Here is a 19120-nt window from a genome sequence, read left to right on the forward strand (position 1 = left end):
GCCCAACATGAACACCGCCGTATGCCTCCCGTTCCGCAAGCTCGACCCTGGCCGCACCGTCACCCTTGTTCCTGCCGGTCAGCTCCGCGCGGCGGCGACGGCACGGGACGCGGTGACGGCCATGCGCAGGGCCCCGATCAGGTCGGCCCGGGCGACCGGCTTGTCGAGAATGCTCACCCCTTCAGGCAGGCCGCCGGCCGGTGTCTGCCTGTAGCCTGTCATCAGCACCATTGGCAGGCCGGGGCACCGCTTCCGGAACAGCGGCACCAGATCCAGGCCCGACGGTCCGCCGGCCAGCATGATGTCCGACAGCACGGCGTCGAAGGGTCCTGCCTGCTCGAAGCGCTCCAGCGCCGCGGCTCCGCTTGCGGCATGGACGACATTGCACCCGGCATCCGCCAGGATCGCCGTGACGCCGTCGGCCACCTCGGGATCGTCCTCCACCAGCAGCACCGCGATGCCCGCCACGCCGTCGGCGCCGCCGCCGGGCTCCACCGCGACCGTGCCCGTCCCCTGGTCCCCGGCGCCGTCCGGCTTGCCGGAGGCCCGCGGCAGATAGAGGGTCACCGTGGTGCCGGCCCCCACCCGGCTTTCGACGGACACCGCCCCGCCCGACTGCTTGGCGAAGCCGAGGACCTGGCTGAGCCCCAGGCCGGTGCCGCGATCGACAGGCTTGGTGGTGTAGAAGGGCTCGAAGATGCGGTCCAGATCCTCCGGCGCGATGCCGGTGCCGCTGTCGCACACGCCGATCGCCACATGCTCGCCGCTGAGCCCCGCGGGATCGCCGCGCCTGCCCGTGAGCACCACGTTCGCAGCCCCCACCGCCAGCCGGCCACCGCCGGGCATGGCGTCGCGGGCGTTCACGACGAGATTGACCAGCGCCACCTCCAGCGCGTCCGGGTCGGCGAAGACCGGCCAGAGGTCGTCAGGCACCGTCAGGCTGGTGGCGATGTCGGCCCTGGCCGAGCGTTCCAGCAGCGGCAGCAGGTCGGCGGCGCGCTCCTGCAGGCGGAAAAGACGGGGCGCCTGCGGGCTTCGGCGCGCGAAGGCCAGCAGTTGCCGCGTCAGGGCTGCCCCGCGCTGGACGGCGGTGATGATCGAGTCCGCATAGGCGGCCACGCGTTCGGGATCGCCGGCCCGGCGCTTGATGGCCTCCGCCCCGCTCTGGGCGATCATCAGCAGGTTGTTGAAGTCATGCGCCACGCCGCCGGTCATGCGGCCCAGCGCCTCCATCCTGCGGCCGCTCTCCTGCGCCGCCTCCACCCGCCGGCGGGCCTCGGCCTCCCGCACCAGCAAGACCAGGAAGCCGCCGGCCAAGGCCAGGCTGGCCAGCACGCCGATCGCCAGGATCCACTGCGCCGTGCGGAGCGGCGCATAATACTCGGCGATCGGCATCGTGACCTGCACCGACCAGTTCCAGCCCGGCAGCATGCGGAAACCGCCGGCCAGAAGCTCGCCATCGACGCTGGCGCCCTCGAACAGCCCTTCGCCGCCCCGCGCCCGCGCCGCCTGCACGTTGGCGCTGGCCGGCTGGGCGATCAGCGATGGATCGCCGAAGGTCCGCGCCGCAAGGCGGCCCTCGGAGTCCGCGACCGACCCGCGCCAGCCCTCCGGCACGTTGTCGCGCAGCAGCCGGTTGATGGTATCGGGCGAGACCACCGCGGAGAGGACGGAAACGACCGTACCGTCGCGCAGGACCGGCACGCGGATGGCGAAGGCCGCCCGGCCCTGGGGACCGCGGCGGATGCCGCCGACCGCCGGCGTCTTGCCGGCCACGGCGCGGGCATGGCTCTCCATGTCGATCACCGGTCCCGCCCGTCCGGCAATCGGCCTCGGCACGTCGACCAGCCGCTGCCCCTGCGGGTCGCTGACCGACAAAATCTGCCAGATCCCGACCTGCCGCCGTACCCGTTCCAGCAGATCGGCGACGGCCGCCGCATCCTGCGGCCGGTCGGACAGCGGCGCATCGAAGACCGGCGACTGCGCCAGCACCAGCAGCGTCTCGACCTGCTCCTCCAGCTCGCGCTCGATCGCGGTCGCCGCATGGCGAACCTGATCGAGGGCCGCCCGCTCCATGTCGGTCTGCTTCTGGTGCAGCCATGCCGCGCCCAGCAGCGCCGAGAGGAGAATCAGCGGCAGGAGCGCCGCCAGCGCCAGCAGGATCAGGGGTCGGCTTTGAGACATGATCCTGGTGGTCCTGGGGCAGACAGGCGCCGACTATAGCGCCGGCCGCAGGAAATGCCCACAGCGTCCGTCAGCCGGAAACCTGCTCCTCCCGCGGCACGGCGGCGCCACCCGCCCCGGCCGTTTCCCGCTCCCGGCGCAGGGCGGCGAGCCGGGCCTCCAGCTTCCGGATCTTCTTGTCGAGCTTGCGCAGGCGCTTTGCAGCGGTCTTCCCGGCGCCCGTGCCCGGCGGTGCCGTGGCGGCCACCCGGTCGCGGATGCGACGGTTGATCGCCGCCTTTTCGCTGTCCGGCAGCCGTTTCCAGCCCTTGGCCTCCGCCTTGCTGCGCAGGCAGCCGCGACAGGTGCCGGCGGCATCGAAGCGGCACAGGCCGGTACAGGGATTGCTGGTGTCGTTATCGCCCATGAAATGCCATTCGAACAGCGTACGAACGCCGGATGCCACGGCGCCGACGGCCCCGGCCAACGGACATGTTGCATCGCGACGGTCTGCGGACAATGGCGGGTCGAAGATTTGTCATGCCGCCCGGACGACGCGCCGTCATATGCCTGTCACGGAGCTGCGCTAGCCTGCGCCCGGATGCCGCAGCCGTGCCGGCTCGGTTGGGGGAAGCAGCAAGTGTACGATCCGTCCGCATCGACCATCGCCACAGCGGCCGACGGTTCCACCGCCACCCCGTCGCGGGGCACCCGCCCGCCCCTCATCCGGCAGTCGGTGGAGGCGGATGTGTCGGCGATGCTGGCCATCTACAGCCACCACATCCAGCGCGGCCTCGGCCCCTTCGACGTCGAACCGCTGCACCCGGAAGAGCTGAAGCGGCGCCGCAAGGCCATGCTGAAGCGCCGGTTGCCGCATCTGGTGGCGGAGGTCGACGGGCTTGTGGCGGGCTATGCCTACGCCGCCCCGTTCCGCAAGCGTCCAGCCTACCGCTACACGGTCGAACACTCGATCTACGTCCACAAGGACCACCTCGGCCACGGGATCGGCAGGCTGTTGCTGCCGGCGCTGATCGACGCCTGCACGCTGGCCGGCTGCCGCCAGATGATCGCCGTGGTCGACAGTGCCAACCTGCCGTCGCTGCGCCTGCATGAGGGCTGCGGGTTCGAGCGCGCGGGCATCCTGCGCGCGGTCGGCTTCAAGTTCGGGCGATGGACCGACAGCATCTTCCTGCAGCGGCCGCTGGGCGCCGCCGACCGCGAGCTTCCCGACGACCATCGGGGCGGCACCGTGCAGGCGGCCGAATAGCCGCCCGCCCCTCCGCCCTCCTCATTCGGCTGCAACACCCTGTCCACCGGAGCCCGTCGCATGGATTTCTTCCGCCGCTTCAACATCCTGGTCTGCGCCCCCGCCTTCGAGGTCGACGAACTGGAGGGAATGCGGCTGCAGCAGATCCTGTCGGAGGTGGAACGGATGGGATTCGAGGTGGTGCGCGCCCGCCGGGTGGAGGATGCCGAGCTCGCCATCCGCACCGACGCCGCCATCGGCTGCATGGTGGTCGATTGGGGCAAGCGCGGCGCCGACGGCAAGCAGGCGTCGCTGATCGCCTTCGCCCGCCAGCGCGGGCTGGAGATGCCGATCATCCTGCTGGTCCGCCGCCAACGGCTGGAGAACATCCCGGTCGACGTGCTCAACCAGGTCGACGGCTACGTCTTCCTGGCCGAGGAAACCCCCGAGTTCATCGCAAAGAACCTGGTCAGCCGGCTGAAGCAGTATGCCGACACGCTGAAGACCCCCTTCTTCGGCGCGCTGGTCGACTATGCCGAGGAAGGCAACCAGCTCTGGACCTGCCCCGGCCACAACGGCGGCATCTTCTACAGCCGCAGCCCGATCGGCCGCATCTTCGTGGAGCATCTGGGCGAAGCGGTGTTCCGCGACGACATCGACAATTCGGTGCTGGAAATGGGCGATCTTCTCGTCCATGAAGGCCCGGCGCTGCAGGCGCAGAAGGAAGCGGCGCGCATCTTCGGGGCGGAGCGCACCTATTTCGTGCTGAACGGCACCTCGGCCTCCAACAAGGTCGTGCTGTCGGCCCTGGTCGCGGAAGACGACCTCGTGCTGTTCGACCGCAACAACCACAAGGCCGCCCATCATGGCAGCCTGTTCCTGGGCGGCGGCATCCCGATCTTCCTGGAGACCGAACGCAACGCCCACGGCCTGATCGGCCCCATCGACCCGCGGGCGCTGGACGAGGAAACGATCCGCGAGCGCATCCGCCGCAACCCGCTGGTCAAGGACCCCGACGCCTGGAAGCGCGAGCGCCCCTTCCGGGCTGCGGTCATCCAGCAGTGCAGCTACGACGGCACCATCTACAATGCGCGGATGATGCTGGAGCGGATCGGCAAGCTCTGCGACTACATCCTCTTCGACGAGGCCTGGGCCGGCTTCCTGAAGTTCCACCCGCTGTTCAAGGACCACTTCGCGATGGGGCTGGAGGGGCTGGACGCGGGTCATCCCGGCATCATCGCCACACAGTCCACCCACAAGCAGCTCGCCAGCTTCTCGCAGGCGTCGCAGATCCATGTGAAGGACAGCCACATCAAGGGCCAGCGCCGGCGGGTCGAACACCGGCGCTTCAACGAGACCTTCCTGCTGCACGCCTCGACCTCGCCCTTCTATCCGCTGTTCGCGTCGCTGGATGTCGGCGCGCAGATGATGAAGGGACGGTCGGGCGAGGTGCTGTGGGACGACACCATCCGGCTTGGCATCGAGCTGCGCAAGAAGCTCCGCGCCATCCGCCGCGAATTCGACGAGCGCGAGAGCGATCCGGCGAAGCGCTGGTTCTTCGATCCCTTCGTCCCCGACCGCGTGGCCCGCAACGGGGTGGAGACCGCCTGGGAGGAGGTCCCGACCGACGAGCTGGCGACCGACGTCCGCCATTGGGAATTCGCCCCCGGCGCCGACTGGCACGGCTTCCAGCATGTGGGGCCAGGCTATGCGATGACCGATCCCAACAAGCTGACCCTGCTGACCCCCGGCTTCGACCGCAATGGCGGCGCCTACGGCGACCATGGCATTCCGGCACCGGTCGTCGCGACCTACCTGCGCGAGAACCGGATCGTGCCGGAGAAGAACGACCTGAACTCGCTGCTGTTCCTGCTGACGCCGGGCGTGGAATCGAGCAAGGCCGGAACGCTGCTGAGCGGGCTGGTGGCCTTCAAGCGGCTGCATGACGACAATGCGCTGCTGGACGACGTCATTCCGGAGTTCGTCGCCAAGCGCCGTGCCCGCTATGCCGGCCTGCGCCTGCGCGACCTGTGCGCGGAGATGCACGCCTTCTACCGCGAGAGGAACACCAGCGCACTGCAGCGCGCCATCTTCCGGCCGGAGCATCTGCCGGAAATGGCGATGCCGCCCCGCGAGGCGACGCGCCATCTGGTGCGCAACAGCGTCGACTATTTGCCGATCGACGAGATCGACGGCCGCATCGCCACGACCTTGTGGGTGGTCTATCCGCCCGGCATCGCCACCATCGTTCCGGGCGAGCGGCTGGACGCGCGTGCCCGGCCGATGATCGACTATCTGAAGGTGTTCCAGGAAAGCGCCAACCGCTTCCCCGGCTTCGACAATGAAATCCAGGGGCTCTACCGGGAGAGCGGCGCCGACGGCGTCATCCGCTACTTCACCTATGTGGTGGCGGAGGAGGACGGCCGGCGGCGGACGTCCTGACGACGGGGCGCTGACGACGGGGTGCATGACCGCCGCGCGCGCCGCCTCCCGTCGGCGGCACGCCCGCCCGCATCCCTATATCCGCGTGCTTGAACCGCCGAAACGCTGGATGCAATCGGCAAGGCTCTCTTGCGTCACCTCATGATAGAGGACCGGGCCGCTCGCCCGTCCGACATTGATTTCCCGCCGATCACCAAAATCATTGATCTCGGCGGTAAAACCACCGACCGCGACGACGACGACGCCCAGCAGCGACTTGACCACTTCACTTTCTCCGGGAATGCAGTTCCAAAGCCTAGTGGCTTGATGGTTAATAAGCTTTTAAGGCCAAGCTCCCGGCCCCGGCGGCGGCCGCCGCTGCGGACCTCCGAAAAGGGCGGTCCCTCCATGCCGGACAACCCAGTGGGAGGCCCTTGCCGGCTTGGCCTCCACGTTCGGCCCGCTCCACCCGGCGCCGTTCCATCCCCGATTTGTTCGGCGCCTCGATATGATTCGGCTAGCGCATGGGCCATGCACCAACAATTCAGCTTTCCCCGAACAACATGTTCATTTATAATTGTATACCATCTAACAATATCTCTTTATATGATGGGAGAGGGGCGGCGATGATCCAGGATAGCGATGGATGAACCTCTTCACTCCCCGGTTGAGAGTTCCGGAATGCAGCCACTTCAGCCCGTCATAAACGCTTTGGTGGCAGCACGCGATCCGGACAGCGCCGCGTGGCTCGCCTCCATCACCACCGCTCCCCCCCTTCCCGGTTCCCCCGCCTTCATGCGCGCCTTCGCGATGGCCGGCCGCCGGTTGCGCGGTGCGACGGCGCTGTCGGATGGGGAGCAGGCCGTCCTTCGGTTCCTCGGTATCGCGCGCCCCGACTGCTGGCCGCTCCAGCGGCTTCTCCGCGCCGGGATGCTTGCCGCGGCGGTCGATGCCAGCGGCGACGAGGCCGCGGCACGGCTGACCTCGGCCTTCCGGACCTCCGACAACGAGGAGCGGGCGACGATCCTCCAATCCCTGGTGCTGCTGCCTTCTCCGGATCGCTTCGCCCCGCTGGCTGCCGACGCCTGCCGGTCCAGCGTCCAGCCGGTGTTCGAGGCCATTGCCGCCGACAATGGCTTTCCGGCAAGCCACTTCACCGACCTCGCCTTCAACCAGATGGTCCTGAAGGCGGTGTTCACCGGCCTTGCGCTGGCAAGGGTGGTCGGGCTGGAGCTGCGGACGACCGCGGTGCTGCGCCGGATGGCCGCCGATTTCCGCAGCGAGCGCCGCGCCGCCGGTCGCCCGGTCCCGGCCGACCTCGACGCCCTTCTCGCCGACCCGCCCGATGCGCCCCCGTGTGCGCCTCCCGATTCTTCCCACCGATGACGGACCATACCCATGCGACTGTTTGATCCGCACATCCACATGACCTCGCGGACCACCGACGATTATGCCGCCATGCGCCGCGCCGGCATCGTCGCCGTGACCGAGCCGGCCTTCTGGCTGGGCCAGCCGCGCACCCACGCCGGCAGCTTCGAGGATTATTTCCTGTCGCTGATCGGCTGGGAACGGTTCCGGGCTAGCCAGTTCGGCATCCGCCATTTCTGCACCCTCGGGCTCAACCCGAAGGAGGCCAACACCCCCGAGATCGTCGACGCGGTGCTCGACCTCGTCGACCTCTATCTGGAAAAGGACGGCGTCGTCGCGGTTGGCGAGATCGGCTACGACGACATGACGCCGGCCGAGGACGACATCCTCGGCCGCCAGGTCGAGATGGCGCGGCGCCATGAGCTGCCGATCATGATCCACACCCCCCACCGGGACAAGAAGGCCGGCACCCGCCGCACCATCGACCTGCTGCGCGAAACCGGCATTCCGCCCCACATGGTCCTGATCGACCACAACAACGAAGAAACGCTGCCCGCCGTGCTCGACAGCGGCTGCTGGGCCGGCCACACGATCTATCCCGGCAGCAAGATGGACGAACCGCGCATGGTCGGGCTGGTCCAGCGGTTCGGCGCGGAGCGGATCATGGTGAACAGCTCCGCCGACTGGGGCATCAGCGATCCGCTGAAGGTCCCCAAGACCGCCGAGGCCATGCGGCAGGCCGGAATCGCCGACGAGACCATCGAGACCATCGTCTGGCGCAATCCGATCGCCTTCTATGCCCTGAGCGGGCGGCTCGATCCGGCGGAACTGGAAACGCCGCTGCCGGTCGATCAGCGCCTGCTGTTCGAAGGCAACACCGTGCTGCGCGGCCAGAAGCCGGCGGTGGACACGGTGCCGGCGGTCTGACGCATGGCATCGACGCGGCGGACCCTGGTTCTGAACGTGGTCGGCCTCACCGCCGACCTGCTGCCCCATGCCCCCGTCCTGTCGCGCCTGGCGGCGGGCAGGATGCGGCCGCTGATCCCGCCGCTGCCGGCGGTCACCTGCACCGTGCAGGCCAGCATGCTGACCGGCCGCACCCCCGCCGGCCATGGCTGCGTCGCCAACGGCTGGTACGACCGCGACCTGTCGGAAATCCTGTTCTGGAAGCAGAGCAACCGCCTGGTCGCCGGGGAAACCCTGTGGGAGGAGGCCAAGCGCCGCGACCCGTCCTTCATCGGCGCCAAGCTGTTCTGGTGGTACAACATGTATTCGGGCGCCGACGTCAGCGTGACGCCGCGCCCGATCTACACCGCCGACGGCCGCAAGCTGCCGGACATCTACACCCGGCCCGCCGGCCTCCGCGACGAGCTGGCCCGTGCGCTCGGGCCGTTTCCGCTGTTCCGCTTCTGGGGGCCGGCGGCCGATCTCACGTCGAGCCGTTGGATCGCCGACTGCGCGGCCGAGGTGGAGCGGCGCCTCCGCCCGTCGCTGTCGCTGGTCTACCTCCCGCATCTCGACTACGACCTGCAGCGCTTCGGCCCCGACGACCCGCGCATTCCGGCGCAGGTCGCCGCGGTGGATGCCCTTGCCGCACCGCTGATCGAAACGGCGGAACGCGAGGGAACGCGCATCATCGTGCTGTCGGAATACGGCATCACCCGGGTGAACGGGCCGATCGCCATCAACCGCGCCCTGCGCGAGGCCGGGCTGATCGCGGTGCGCGAGGAGCAGGGCGGCGAACTGCTGGATCCTGCCGCCTCGGACGCCTTCGCGGTCGCCGATCACCAGATCGCCCATGTCCATGTCGCCCGCCCGGAGCGAACCGACGAGGTCCGCGCTCTCGTCGCCGGGCTGGACGGGGTGGAGCGGGTTCTCGACCGCGACGACCAGCGCGCCGCCGGCATCGATCATCCGCGTTCCGGCACGCTGGTGGCGGTCAGCCGCGCCGACCGCTGGTTCAGTTATCCCTATTGGCTGGACGAGGACCGGGCGCCGGATTTCGCCCGCACCGTCGAGATCTTCCGCAAACCGGGCTACGACCCGGCGGAGCTGTTCCTGGATCCGGCGATCCGCTGGCCCAGGCTGGCGATCGGCTGGCGGCTGGCCCGGAAGGCATTGGGCTTCCGCACGCTGATGGACGTGATCCCGCTGGACGCCGGCTTGGTCCGGGGGTCGCATGGCCGACCGACGGACCGGTTGGAGGCCGGGCCGTTGCTGATCTCGTCGGAACCGGACCTGCTGCCTGCCGGTCCCATTCCGGCCGAAGCGGTGAAGGCACTGCTGCTGGCGCACCTGTTCGGGTAAAGGGAGGGGGCGCACCCCCTCCCTTCACCGTTCAGCGTTTCGGCGGAATGCTGCCCCAGGTGCCGGGTGCCGCCGCGGCGGATGCGGGTACCGGCGCCGCTCCCGGCGTGCTGCCGGGCGCAGCCCCCGATGCAGCCCCAGGCGCCGCCGCCACCGGATTTTCGGCCGGGCGGTTGAAAAGCTGGCAATCCGGGATCGGGCCGACGCACATCTTGCCGACGAGATCCCAGGTCTTCGCCGGATCGGGGCGGAGCTGCGCGAAGTTCGTGTAGTTCTGGGAGACGATCGGCGCGTTCGGCAGTTTCGTCTTCTCCGAGTAGGGCACGCCCGAAAAATAGAAGGACTGCGGATGGCGGTACGGCTCGGTCTCCGCCCCCGCCGAGGCGGCGGGCTTGCCGGCGGCCGGGCTGGTGCCGGGCGGGTAGCGGTAGGGCTCGTCGGTCAGACCGTCGCCCTCGGCGGTGGCCTTGGCGTTGAAGGCGTAGCCGAACAGGATCCCCTGGTTGGCGGTCTGGTCGGGACTGGCGCCGGTCTGCGCCGGGCCTCCGGCATTGCCGACCCAGATCGAGTAGCCCTGGACCTGATAGTTCAGCCGGGCGCTGTCGCCGCTGCTGTAGGGCAGGTGCTTGACGAAATCGCGGCGCGGCGCATGGTTCAGCGGCGAGAAGCTGCAGCAGGGCGGCATTCCCTGCGGCCGGTCCTGTTCGTAGGTCAGGAAGAAGGCACGGTCGCCGATCGACACGAAGGAACAGGTGTAGTGGTTGGAGCCCGGGAAGATCGGCAGGCAGCGCTTCTCGTAATGCTCCATCATCGCGCCTTCGCCCATCGGGCCGGCGAGCGTGCTGTCGTAATAGGTCGAGCCGTAGGAAACCTCGTAATCCTCGCCCTCCTTCAGCGCGGCCGGCGGCTTGCCATCATAAGGCGGCGGGTTCTCGGCGTAGTTCTTGAACACGCGGTACATCGTCCAGTTGGACGACCAGAAGGGCGGGAACAGCGGGTCGGTCGGCTCCCCGGCATTGCGCGGATAGACGCAGGCCTTCCACGGGCAGTTGCTGAAGCCCGGCGGGTTGTGGACGCCGAAGGTCGGATAGATGTTGCTCTGCGCCTGGGCACTGCCTGGCGCGGCGCCCAACAGGGCAAGGCCGAGCACCGCCGCGAGGCGGGCACCGGTCGAACGGAGGAGTCCGGTCATCTGGTGGGATCCTTGGATGCGGAAACGGCGGTCGCGGACGTCCGGATCACGGGACATACTGCCAGGTCGGCGCCGCGAACTTGCCGGAGCCGTCGGGCATCGGCGTGTTCATCAGCAGCTTGGCCTGGATCTTCAGGTCGAACATCAGCCCGATGGCCTCGTTGATCCGGTCCGGCTGGCCGTTGAAGCTCGCGTGCAGGGCCTTCAGCAGGTTGGAATAGTAGGTGTTGAACGCCTGCGACTGGATCGCCGCCGCCGAGCCGTCGGCATAATCCGACTGCTTGGGATCGTCGATGATGTTCGCCACGCCGTTCGGGTCGAAGGGGATCGCCGGGTCGGTGAAGTACCAGCCGTCGTCCTTCCTGGTGATGCTGCGCCCCTTGTAGATTTCATAATAGGTATAGTAGTGCGCCATCGTGGCGTCGTCGGGCTCCTCGGGCGAGGTCGGGGTGCCCTCTCCTTCGACGACGATGCGGTTGATCGCGTCCAGCGCGCTCGTCAGGTCCAGGATCGGCTTGATGTCGAACATGCCGTAGACCTGCCCGGCGGCGGTGCCGGAGAAGATGCTTTGGGTTTCGCACAGCGTGGTCAGGGCGCTGGCGATCGCCTCGTAGAACTCGCCGATGGTCTGGTAGTTGGCGGCGATGTCGGACGCGGCGACGAGCCGGCCGGCGTCCTGAATGTCGACGGGATCGGCCGGCTCCTCGATCACCATGAAGCAGGTCTTGACCTGGTCCTTCGAGAACCCCCGAAGATGCACGATGAATTCCGGCTGGCCCGGCTGCGTGCCGATGCCCTCCGGCAGGCCGCCGGGGTAGGTGGGCACGAAGGCGGGGTCGTCGATCGCCGGGCTGCCGCCGATGGCGACCAGGATGTTGCAGGCTTGGCAGAAATGCTCCATCTCCTGCATCGCCACGCCGATGATCATCCCGGCGATCTGGCCGTTCTTCGCATCGTCGAGCGAATAGGCGGCCTGCAGATAGACCGGCAGGGTGGCGTGCTCCAGCTCGATGGCCTTCTGCAGGGCGGCGCGCACGTTGTCGAGCGTCTCGAGCGGCATCGCCTTGACGAACAGAGACGGGCCGGGTTTGGCCAGGTCGAGCGCCTTGGTGCCGGCGGGCGGAACCGGACCGGCCACCGCCCAGGATTGGTTGGTCGTCATAGGGGGTCTCCATCGACCGAAGGGTGGGGAGGCTGGACCGTCACTTGGTCAGGCGGTTGGGATCGGGTGCGGCAGTGGACACCGCCGGCTCCCGCCGGGGTTTCGGCGGACGCGCCACCGGGGTGCCGCGCACCGGATTCTTCGCCCATTTCAGGATCGCCGCCCGCTTGGCCGGCGACAGGTCGCGGACCACCGGCATGTAGTTCGGATCCCCCTCCTCCAGCGACATGGCGTATTGCAGCGGGTAGAGGTGCTTGCACACGCTGTCGTAGTCGCCCATGTCGAGCACCGGCAGCATCACCGGGTAGAGGTTGGCGTACTGGACCAGGATCGGCTGGATGTCCGCTTCCCAGGTTGGCGCCTCGGGCACCGTGTAGCCGCTCCAGACCAGCACGCTGATGAAGTCGTAGGGATCCTGGTAGGTGGCGTCCGCCAGCGACGGACGCACGCCATAGACCTGTCCGTCGAGATTGTCCGCGGCTCGCGGCTCGCCCGGATCCTGGGCGGAGAGCACCAGGGTGGCGACGCCGTTCCCGTCCGTCGGAACCATGGTGGGAAAGGTCAGCGCGCTGGCCGGGGTGCCGGTCGGCGGATCGCCCTTGTCCGTCTGGGGATTGTCGAAGGCCAGCGACACGGCGGTGCCGGCCAGCGGCTTGCCGAACCGGGTCGCCCACAGGGAGACGGATACCTTGTCCCCCGGACTCATCCGGAAGACGAACTGGTCGGCCCGCACCACCTTGCCGTCGGCCGATTCCTGCCCGACGACGGCGCGCTTGCCCGACGAGTCGACGATGGTGACCGCGACCGGGCTGGAGGCGACGGCCGTCAACTGCTCGTCGGTCAGCGGGAAACCCTGGATGCCGGCGGTGGTCCTGTACCAGTCGTTGCACGGCTTCACCGTGCCCAGGGATTGGAAGTCGCCGGCACCGTCGAGGTAGCCGACATCCAGCGGCGTCGCCACCATCTCCCCCCGCCAGGTCTCGAAAGGCACGGAATTTCCGAGGTCGATGGTCAGCGTCTTGCGCGCGTCGTCCACCACCGCGGTGGCATAGTTGAGGGCGGCCTTCGGCAGCATCACGTTCTGCGTCGGCTGGAGATGGCGGCCCAGCGTGTAGAAGCGGGGCTCGTTCCGAGCGGCCAGCCCGATCGTGCCGGTCAGAAGCCCGGTGGTGAAGTCCGGCGGGTTGGGCAGATGACGCTCAATGCCTGGGCCGCATTTATAACCGGCGTTGTAGCCGACGACGTTGAATTTGATCGACAGCAGGCCGCTGTCGGCCGCCGCCTTGAGAGTGGACAGGAAGGGCGAACCGCCAACGTCGCCCCAGGTGAGCCCCGACAGCACCGACTGAAAGGAGGCGCCGAAAAACGCCGGTGTATGCGGCGTGTACTTGAAGGCGGGTCCCGCGTCCCAGCTTCGCCACCACAGATCGGTGAAGGAGGCGACGTCGTAATTGCCGCGCAGCAGCTCGCGGCCATCGGTGCCGGTCAGCCGGACCAATAGCCCCCAGATCGCCGACACCATCTGCTGTTCTGGATCGAGGTCGACCATCTTGGCCGGCGGCCGGTCGTCGGCGTCGGCGACAGCCATGCCGATCACGGAATCGCCGGCCGCGACGCTGCCGTCCGCGTTGATCGCATTGGTCACCACACAGTCGGTCAACCGCCACACGCCGGTGCCGTAGGGATTCCAGTAGCCGATATCCCAGTCGGCATAGTCGTCGGCCGTATAACGTCCCCCTTCCTTGTAGTGGGCGGGCTTATTGTTCACCGTCGACACATCAGCGATGAACTTTCCCGCAAAGACCAGCCGAGGCCCATTCAAATAGGACATGCACATACCCCCCTTCTCGACATGCGAGACACGCCAAGTTGATCCGGATCGTCACAGATATTTAAAGAAACAAACATGAAGCGCAGCGCGGCGGTTACAGACCGCGTCGCGCCATTTATTATCAGGGCCGGAACTTCAGATTTTCATCATGCCGCGTAATTGCTCCGGCCCGCTTTGTCTTCTTCCCCATTTCAGGAGCGTTTGCACAGAGATGTTGCGATCATAAAGAGGCATCGATACGATGACAATTCCAAAAACGCGCATTGGTGAAAAGTTTCTCTCCTATCGCGTCAATCTGCCGCCCCACTCACGGCCAAGGCACCGCCCATGCACAGCATGCTTCCCCCGGATGCGCCGGCACTGCTCCACCGTCAGCGCTTCACCGTCGCCTTCGACTATGCCGTCGCCTTTACCCGCCACGCCTTCGATCCGGCGAACGCGGTCCTCGCGGAGGTGATGACTGCCGATACGAACGGCGACGGGGGTGCCGCGCCACGTCCGCGCTGCGTCGCCTTCGTCGACCTGGGCGTGCTCGCAGGGAACCCGACGCTTCCCGCCGGGATCGCCCGGTATTTCGCCGCGCGGAACGACCTGCCGGCCCTGGTGGGGGAGCCGCGCATCCTTCCCGGCGGCGAGACCGTGAAGAACGACCCGGCCCTGATCGGCCAGATGCACGACGCCATCCTCGGCGGCGGCATCGACCGGCATTCCTACGTGCTGGCGGTCGGCGGCGGCGCCTTCCTCGATGCCGTCGGCCTGGCGGCCTCCACCGCCCACCGCGGCGTCCGGCTGGTCCGGATGCCGACGACGGTGCTGGCGCAGAACGATTCGGGTGTCGGGGTGAAGAGCGCGATCAACCGCAACGGCGCCAAGAACCAGATCGGCACTTTCGCCCCTCCCTGGGCGGTGGTGAATGATTCGGCCTTTCTCGACAGCCTGCCGGCCCGCGACCGCATCGCCGGCATGGCGGAGGCGGTGAAGGTCGCGCTGATCCGCGACGCCGCCTTCTTCGAGTGGCTGGAGCGGTCGGCCGATGCGCTCGCCCTGTTCGAGAGACCGGCGGTGGGCCATCTGATCCGGCGCTGCGCCGAGCTTCACATGCGCCAGATCGCCGAAGGCGGCGACCCGTTCGAGCAGGGCAGCGCCCGCCCGCTCGATTTCGGCCACTGGTCGGCGCACAAGCTGGAAACCGTCACCCGCAACCATCTGCGCCACGGCGAGGCGGTGGCGATCGGGATCGCGCTCGACACCCGCTATTCGGTGCTGGCCGGGCTGCTGCCGGACGGCGCCGACCTGCGCGTCGCGGTGCTGCTGGAACATCTCGGCTTCCGCCTCTGGCACCCGGCGCTGGCGCGCCGCGAAGCGGACGGGGGCCTTGCGGTGCTGGCAGGGCTGCAGGAGTTCCGCGAGCATCTCGGCGGACGGCTGACCATCACGCTGCTTGCCGGCATCGGCCGCGGGGTCGAGGTCAACGCCATGGATGCGGCCCTGGTCGAACAGGCCGTCGGCTGGCTTGCCGCGCGGGAGGCTGCCTGATGCGCTTGCCGGACGGGCTGGGGACGCTCGGCTATTGCCTGAACGTCCACCCGACGCAGAGCTTCCCCGAGGTGCGCGCCGCGCTGCTGGGTCCGGTCCGCGACGTCAGGCGCCGGCTGTGCCCGGATCGCCCCTTCGCCGTCGGGTTGCGCCTGTCGGCCGAGGCCGCCGCCCATCCCGGGGCGACTGGGGAACTGGCGGCGATCTTCCGTGACGAGGGGTTCCTGGCCTACACCATGAACGGCTTCCCCTATGGCCGCTTCCATGGCGTCCCGGTGAAGGACGCGGTGTACGAACCCGACTGGACCACGCCGGAGCGGCTGGCCTACACGCTCGACCTCGCCGGCATCATGGCCGGACTGGTCGCGCCCGGTGAAACCGCGACGATCAGCACCGTGCCGGGCGGCTTCGCCCCACGCCTGCACGGCCAGGAGGAGGCGGTGGCGGAGGGGCTGCTGCAGGCAGTCGCGGCACTCGTCCGGCTGGAGGCGCGGAGCGGGCGCCGCATCGCGCTCGCGCTGGAACCGGAACCCTTCTGCCTTCTGGAATCCAGCGCCGACGCCGTCGCCTTCTTCCGCGATCACCTCTTTACCGCGGCGGCGGCGGGGCGGCTCGCCGACCTCGCCGGCATCGGCATGTCCGGCGCGGCCGAGGCGTTGCCCCGGCATCTCGGCCTCTGCCTCGACGCCTGCCACATGGCGGTGCTGTACGAGGAACCGGAGGCGACGCTCGCCGCACTGTCCGACGCCGGGATTCCCGTGCACAAGCTGCAGATCAGCGCCGCGCTGCGGATCCCGCGCGTCGACGAGGCGGCGCGCCGGCGGGTCGCGGCCTTCCACGACGGCGTCTACCTGCACCAGACGGTGTCCCGTACCCCCGATGGCGGGATGCGCCGGACGCTCGATTTGCCGGGCGCGCTCGAACGGGACGAGGCGTCGGACGGCGAGGAGTGGCGCGTCCACGTCCATGTCCCGCTCTTCGCGGACCCGGCCCCGCCGCTCTCCTCGACCGCGGCGTCGCTGGAACGGTTGCTGGCGCTGCACCGCGCCCGCCCCTTCACCACGCATCTGGAGGTCGAGACCTACACATGGTCCGTACTGCCTGCTGAACTCCGCGGCACGGGCGGGCTGGACGTCACCGACGGCATCGAAAGGGAAATGCGATGGGTTTTGCAACGGCTGTGCTGATCCGGCCGCGCGCCGCGCTGGTGCTCGGCCGCGTTTCGAACCTGCCGACGGTGGTCAGCAACGCGCTGGCCGGCCTGGCGCTCGCCGGCACCACGCTGGCGCCCGCCCCCCTGTTGGACGCCATTCTGGCGCTGACGCTGTTCTATGTCGGCGGGATGTACCTCAACGACGCCTTCGACGCTGCCGTCGATGCACGCGGACGGCCGGGTCGCCCGATACCGCGTGGCGACGCCGCCCGTGGGGCGGTGTTCGTCGCCGGCTTCGCGCTGGTCGCGCTCGGCGTCGCGCTCGCGGCGCACAGCGGCCCGGTGGGGGCGGCGAGCGGCACTGCCCTCGCGGTGGCGATCCTGCTCTACGATGTCCTGCACAAGAAGACGGCGCTGGCGCCAGTGATCATGGGGGTCTGCCGCTTCCTAGCCTACGCCATGGCGGCGGGCATGGCGGGAGCTCCTCCGGGCACGGCGCTGCTGCTGGGCGCCGCCGGGCTGTTCTGCCACGTCGTCGGCCTGACCTGCGCCGCTCGCCAGGAAGCGTACGACCGGCTGGAGCGCGCATGGCCGCTCGCCATGCTGGCGGTGCCGTTGCTGGGCACCCTGGCCGCGAGCCTGCAGGCTGGCGGCGGCACCGTGGCCGGGCTGGCGCTTTGGATCGTGTTGCTGGCGGCCACGGCCGTCGCGCTGTTCCGCCTGTTCCGCCGCGCACCGGGCGACGTGCCGCGCGCCGTGGCGTTGCTGATCGCCGCCATCGCGCTGTACGACGCGATCCTGGTGGCGGTCGGCGGCGGCCCCGGCTGGGCGGTGGCGCTCGCCACCTTGTGCTTCCCCGCGACGCTCGCCCTGCAGCGGCTGGTGCCGGGAACCTGAGCGCCCGCGTCCCTGCGCGTTCCGCCATCCCGGAGCCCGTGCGGGGCCGGGGTGCCCCGGACCTCCCGGCCATGGGCAGGAAGGTCCGGGGGCGGCACGCTTCGGGGTCACCGCGACGGCGTCGACAGACAGGCGATCGTGTGGCGGGCGATCATCTGCTCCTCGTTGGTGGGAATGACGAAGACCGGGACGCGGCTGTCGGCGGCGGAGATGCGGGTGGCCTTGGCCCGGTTGGCCGCCGGGTCGAGGCGGACGCCCAGCCATTCAAGCCTCTCGGCGACACGGGACCGGACCTGCGCCGAGTTCTCGCCGACGCCGGCCGTGAACACCACCGCGTCCAGCCCGCCCATCGACGCCGCCAGTGCCGCCCCCTGCTTGGCGACGCCATGGCAGAATAGCTCGACCGCCTCGGCGGCCTCCGGCGCGTCCGACCCTTCGAGCTCGCGCATGTCGTTGGAAATCCCCGACACCCCCAGCATGCCCGACTTGTGGTAGAGCAGCGTCTCGATCTCGTCGACGCCGAGGCCCTTCTCGCGCATCAGGTAGATCAGCACGCCCGGATCGATCGAACCCGGCCGCGTGCCCATCGGCACGCCGTCGAGCGCGGTGAAGCCCATCGTGGTGTCGACGCTTCGCCCCGCCGCCATGGCGCACAGGCTCGCCCCGCTGCCGAGGTGGCAGACCAGAACCCGCGCATCGGCCAGTTCTGGCGCCACCCGGGGCAACTGGTGGGCGATGTACTCGTAGCTGAGGCCGTGGAAGCCATAGCGCCGCACTCCCTCCGCCGTCAGGGCGCGCGGAATGGCGAAGGTCTGCGACTGCCAGGGTTGGGTCTGGTGAAAGGCGGTGTCGAAGCAGGCGACCTGCGGCAGTTGCGGATAGCTCTCGGCCAGCGCCCGGATGGCGGCAATGTTGTGCGGTTCATGCAGCGGGGCCAGAGGGATCAGTTCCTCCAGTTGGTCGAGCACCGCGGGGGTGACCCGCACCGGCGCCGAGAAGCGGGTGCCGCCATGCACCACGCGGTGCCCGGCCGCCACCAGCACGGAACCGTTCAACTGCCCGCCGATCCAGTCCAGCAGGTAGCCGAGCAGGGCGGCACGATCGGATTGGCTCAGGGCAACCGAGGCGAGGGGATGCCGGTGCGCGTCCTTCGCTTCGAACCTGGCCTGCTGGGTGCCGATGCCCGATATCTGGCCGGTGAAGGCGACCTCCAGGTCCGCGGCATCGGAGCCCTGGAAGACGCAGAACTTCAGGCTCGACGAGCCCGCGTTGATGACGAGGTAGGCGTTGCGTTGGGACATGGAGCGGGTTCCTTGTTCCGCAAGGCCGGTCATTCGGCGGCCAGCGGCAGAGGCGGCATCCGCCGCGAGGCTGCGACGAGGGAGGCGACGGCACAGGAGGCCAGACGCGCCCGCACATTGTCGGCGCGGCTGGTCAGGATCACCGGCACCTTGGCGCCCAGCACGATGCCGGCGGCATCGGCGTTGGCGAGGAAGGAGAGCTGCTTGACCAGCATGTTGCCGGATTCCAGGTCCGGTGCCAGCAGGATGTCCGGCTGGCCGGCGACCGGCGAGACGATGTGCTTGGTACGGGCAGCCTCGGCGGAGATGGCGTTGTCGAAGGCCAGCGGGCCGTCGAGCACGCCGCCGGCGATCTGGCCGCGGTCGGCCATCTTGCACAGCGCCGCCGCCTCCAGCGTCGTGGCGATCTTCGGGTTGATCGTCTCGACCGCCGACAGGATGGCGACGTGCGGCACCTCGACGCCCAGCACCTTGGCGAGGTCGATGGCGTTCTGGACGATGTGGACCTTGTCCTCCAGCGTCGGGTAGATGTTGATCGCCGCG

At 69.0% G+C, this 19120-nt stretch carries 16 protein-coding genes; 8 read left to right on the forward strand and 8 right to left on the reverse strand.

Going from position 1 to position 19120, the window contains the following annotated elements:
- Window positions 1-78 precede the first annotated feature (78 nt).
- A complete protein-coding gene (locus tag J2850_RS17425; protein ID WP_209983895.1) occupies window positions 79-2184 on the reverse strand; it encodes a hybrid sensor histidine kinase/response regulator in 2106 nt (701 codons plus the stop codon).
- A 70-nt stretch (window positions 2185-2254) separates the two neighbouring features.
- Window positions 2255-2590 carry a DUF1289 domain-containing protein gene (locus tag J2850_RS17430; RefSeq protein WP_209983897.1) on the reverse strand — a complete coding sequence of 112 codons (336 nt, stop codon included), beginning with the start codon at window positions 2588-2590 and terminating at the stop codon, window positions 2255-2257.
- A 237-nt stretch (window positions 2591-2827) separates the two neighbouring features.
- Between J2850_RS17430 and J2850_RS17435 the strand changes: the two genes are divergently transcribed.
- Both J2850_RS17435 and J2850_RS17440 read left to right on the forward strand, forming a co-directional pair.
- The gene (locus tag J2850_RS17435; protein ID WP_417281585.1) at window positions 2828-3430 is read left to right on the forward strand and encodes a GNAT family N-acetyltransferase; all 603 of its coding nucleotides are present in this window, start codon (window positions 2828-2830) and stop codon (window positions 3428-3430) included.
- Window positions 3431-3490: 60 nt separating this feature from the next.
- Entirely contained in the window at window positions 3491-5851 is a 2361-nt protein-coding gene (locus tag J2850_RS17440; protein WP_209983901.1) for an Orn/Lys/Arg family decarboxylase, read from the forward strand.
- 75 nt (window positions 5852-5926) lie between these two features.
- On the opposite strand, the gene J2850_RS17445 is transcribed toward J2850_RS17440, so the two are convergent.
- Window positions 5927-6115 carry a hypothetical protein gene (locus J2850_RS17445; protein ID WP_209983903.1) on the reverse strand — a complete coding sequence of 63 codons (189 nt, stop codon included), beginning with the start codon at window positions 6113-6115 and terminating at the stop codon, window positions 5927-5929.
- 429 nt (window positions 6116-6544) lie between these two features.
- On the opposite strand from J2850_RS17445, the gene J2850_RS31805 reads away from it, so the two are divergent.
- From J2850_RS31805 to J2850_RS17460, 3 genes are read left to right on the forward strand one after another with little or no spacing between them, the layout of a single operon-like run.
- On the forward strand, window positions 6545-7216 hold the full coding sequence (locus J2850_RS31805) for an EboA domain-containing protein (RefSeq protein WP_307354452.1): 672 nt from the start codon (window positions 6545-6547) through the stop codon (window positions 7214-7216).
- Window positions 7217-7228: 12 nt separating this feature from the next.
- A complete protein-coding gene (locus tag J2850_RS17455) occupies window positions 7229-8125 on the forward strand; it encodes a TatD family hydrolase (RefSeq protein WP_209983907.1) in 897 nt (298 codons plus the stop codon).
- Between the two features lie 3 nt (window positions 8126-8128).
- Window positions 8129-9505 carry an alkaline phosphatase family protein gene (locus tag J2850_RS17460; protein ID WP_209983909.1) on the forward strand — a complete coding sequence of 459 codons (1377 nt, stop codon included), beginning with the start codon at window positions 8129-8131 and terminating at the stop codon, window positions 9503-9505.
- Window positions 9506-9536: 31 nt separating this feature from the next.
- On the opposite strand, the gene J2850_RS17465 is transcribed toward J2850_RS17460, so the two are convergent.
- Genes J2850_RS17465 through J2850_RS17475 form a run of 3 tightly spaced genes read right to left on the reverse strand, consistent with a single transcriptional unit; the run spans window position 9537 to window position 13627 of the window.
- Window positions 9537-10697 (reverse strand): hypothetical protein, encoded by a 1161-nt coding sequence (locus J2850_RS17465; RefSeq protein ID WP_209983911.1) that lies wholly within the window; start codon window positions 10695-10697, stop codon window positions 9537-9539.
- Between the two features lie 46 nt (window positions 10698-10743).
- The gene (locus J2850_RS17470) at window positions 10744-11859 is read right to left on the reverse strand and encodes a ferritin-like domain-containing protein (RefSeq protein ID WP_209983912.1); all 1116 of its coding nucleotides are present in this window, start codon (window positions 11857-11859) and stop codon (window positions 10744-10746) included.
- A gap of 40 nt (window positions 11860-11899) precedes the next feature.
- Window positions 11900-13627, reverse strand: a complete 1728-nt coding sequence (locus tag J2850_RS17475) for a hypothetical protein (RefSeq protein ID WP_209983915.1) — start codon at window positions 13625-13627, stop codon at window positions 11900-11902.
- Window positions 13628-14017: 390 nt separating this feature from the next.
- Here J2850_RS17475 and J2850_RS17480 point away from each other — a divergent pair, with 390 nt between their 5' ends.
- The 3 genes from J2850_RS17480 to J2850_RS17490 are packed head-to-tail and all read left to right on the forward strand — an operon-like array spanning window position 14018 to window position 17276.
- Window positions 14018-15226 carry a 3-dehydroquinate synthase gene (locus J2850_RS17480; protein WP_209983917.1) on the forward strand — a complete coding sequence of 403 codons (1209 nt, stop codon included), beginning with the start codon at window positions 14018-14020 and terminating at the stop codon, window positions 15224-15226.
- The gene (gene eboE / locus J2850_RS17485; protein ID WP_209983920.1) at window positions 15226-16413 is read left to right on the forward strand and encodes a metabolite traffic protein EboE; all 1188 of its coding nucleotides are present in this window, start codon (window positions 15226-15228) and stop codon (window positions 16411-16413) included. The genes J2850_RS17480 and eboE overlap by 1 nt, the downstream gene beginning before the upstream one ends.
- Window positions 16389-17276: a UbiA family prenyltransferase gene (locus J2850_RS17490; RefSeq protein WP_209983922.1), complete on the forward strand. Its 888-nt coding sequence runs from the start codon at window positions 16389-16391 to the stop codon at window positions 17274-17276. The genes eboE and J2850_RS17490 overlap by 25 nt, the downstream gene beginning before the upstream one ends.
- Before the next feature lie 107 nt (window positions 17277-17383).
- Here J2850_RS17490 and J2850_RS17495 read toward each other — a convergent pair whose 3' ends face one another.
- Both J2850_RS17495 and J2850_RS17500 read right to left on the reverse strand, forming a co-directional pair.
- Window positions 17384-18577: an acetate/propionate family kinase gene (locus tag J2850_RS17495; protein WP_209983923.1), complete on the reverse strand. Its 1194-nt coding sequence runs from the start codon at window positions 18575-18577 to the stop codon at window positions 17384-17386.
- 29 nt (window positions 18578-18606) lie between these two features.
- Window positions 18607-19120, reverse strand: a 514-nt coding sequence (locus tag J2850_RS17500; RefSeq protein ID WP_209983925.1) for a bifunctional enoyl-CoA hydratase/phosphate acetyltransferase, incomplete at its 5' end; no start/stop codon positions are given.

Origin of the sequence: Azospirillum picis (genome assembly GCF_017876115.1) — a bacterium.
Lineage (GTDB): Bacteria > Pseudomonadota > Alphaproteobacteria > Azospirillales > Azospirillaceae > Azospirillum > Azospirillum picis.

Coding starts and splice junctions, on each gene's coding strand:
- J2850_RS17425 (WP_209983895.1), bottom strand. CDS start 2,184: ATGTCTCAAAGCCGACCCCTGATCCTGCTGGCGCTGGCGGCGCTCCTG.
- J2850_RS17430 (WP_209983897.1), bottom strand. CDS start 2,590: ATGGGCGATAACGACACCAGCAATCCCTGTACCGGCCTGTGCCGCTTC.
- J2850_RS17440 (WP_209983901.1), top strand. CDS start 3,491: ATGGATTTCTTCCGCCGCTTCAACATCCTGGTCTGCGCCCCCGCCTTC.
- J2850_RS17455 (WP_209983907.1), top strand. CDS start 7,229: ATGCGACTGTTTGATCCGCACATCCACATGACCTCGCGGACCACCGAC.
- J2850_RS17460 (WP_209983909.1), top strand. CDS start 8,129: ATGGCATCGACGCGGCGGACCCTGGTTCTGAACGTGGTCGGCCTCACC.
- J2850_RS17465 (WP_209983911.1), bottom strand. CDS start 10,697: ATGACCGGACTCCTCCGTTCGACCGGTGCCCGCCTCGCGGCGGTGCTC.
- J2850_RS17470 (WP_209983912.1), bottom strand. CDS start 11,859: ATGACGACCAACCAATCCTGGGCGGTGGCCGGTCCGGTTCCGCCCGCC.
- J2850_RS17480 (WP_209983917.1), top strand. CDS start 14,018: ATGCACAGCATGCTTCCCCCGGATGCGCCGGCACTGCTCCACCGTCAG.
- eboE (WP_209983920.1), top strand. CDS start 15,226: ATGCGCTTGCCGGACGGGCTGGGGACGCTCGGCTATTGCCTGAACGTC.
- J2850_RS17490 (WP_209983922.1), top strand. CDS start 16,389: ATGGGTTTTGCAACGGCTGTGCTGATCCGGCCGCGCGCCGCGCTGGTG.
- J2850_RS17495 (WP_209983923.1), bottom strand. CDS start 18,577: ATGTCCCAACGCAACGCCTACCTCGTCATCAACGCGGGCTCGTCGAGC.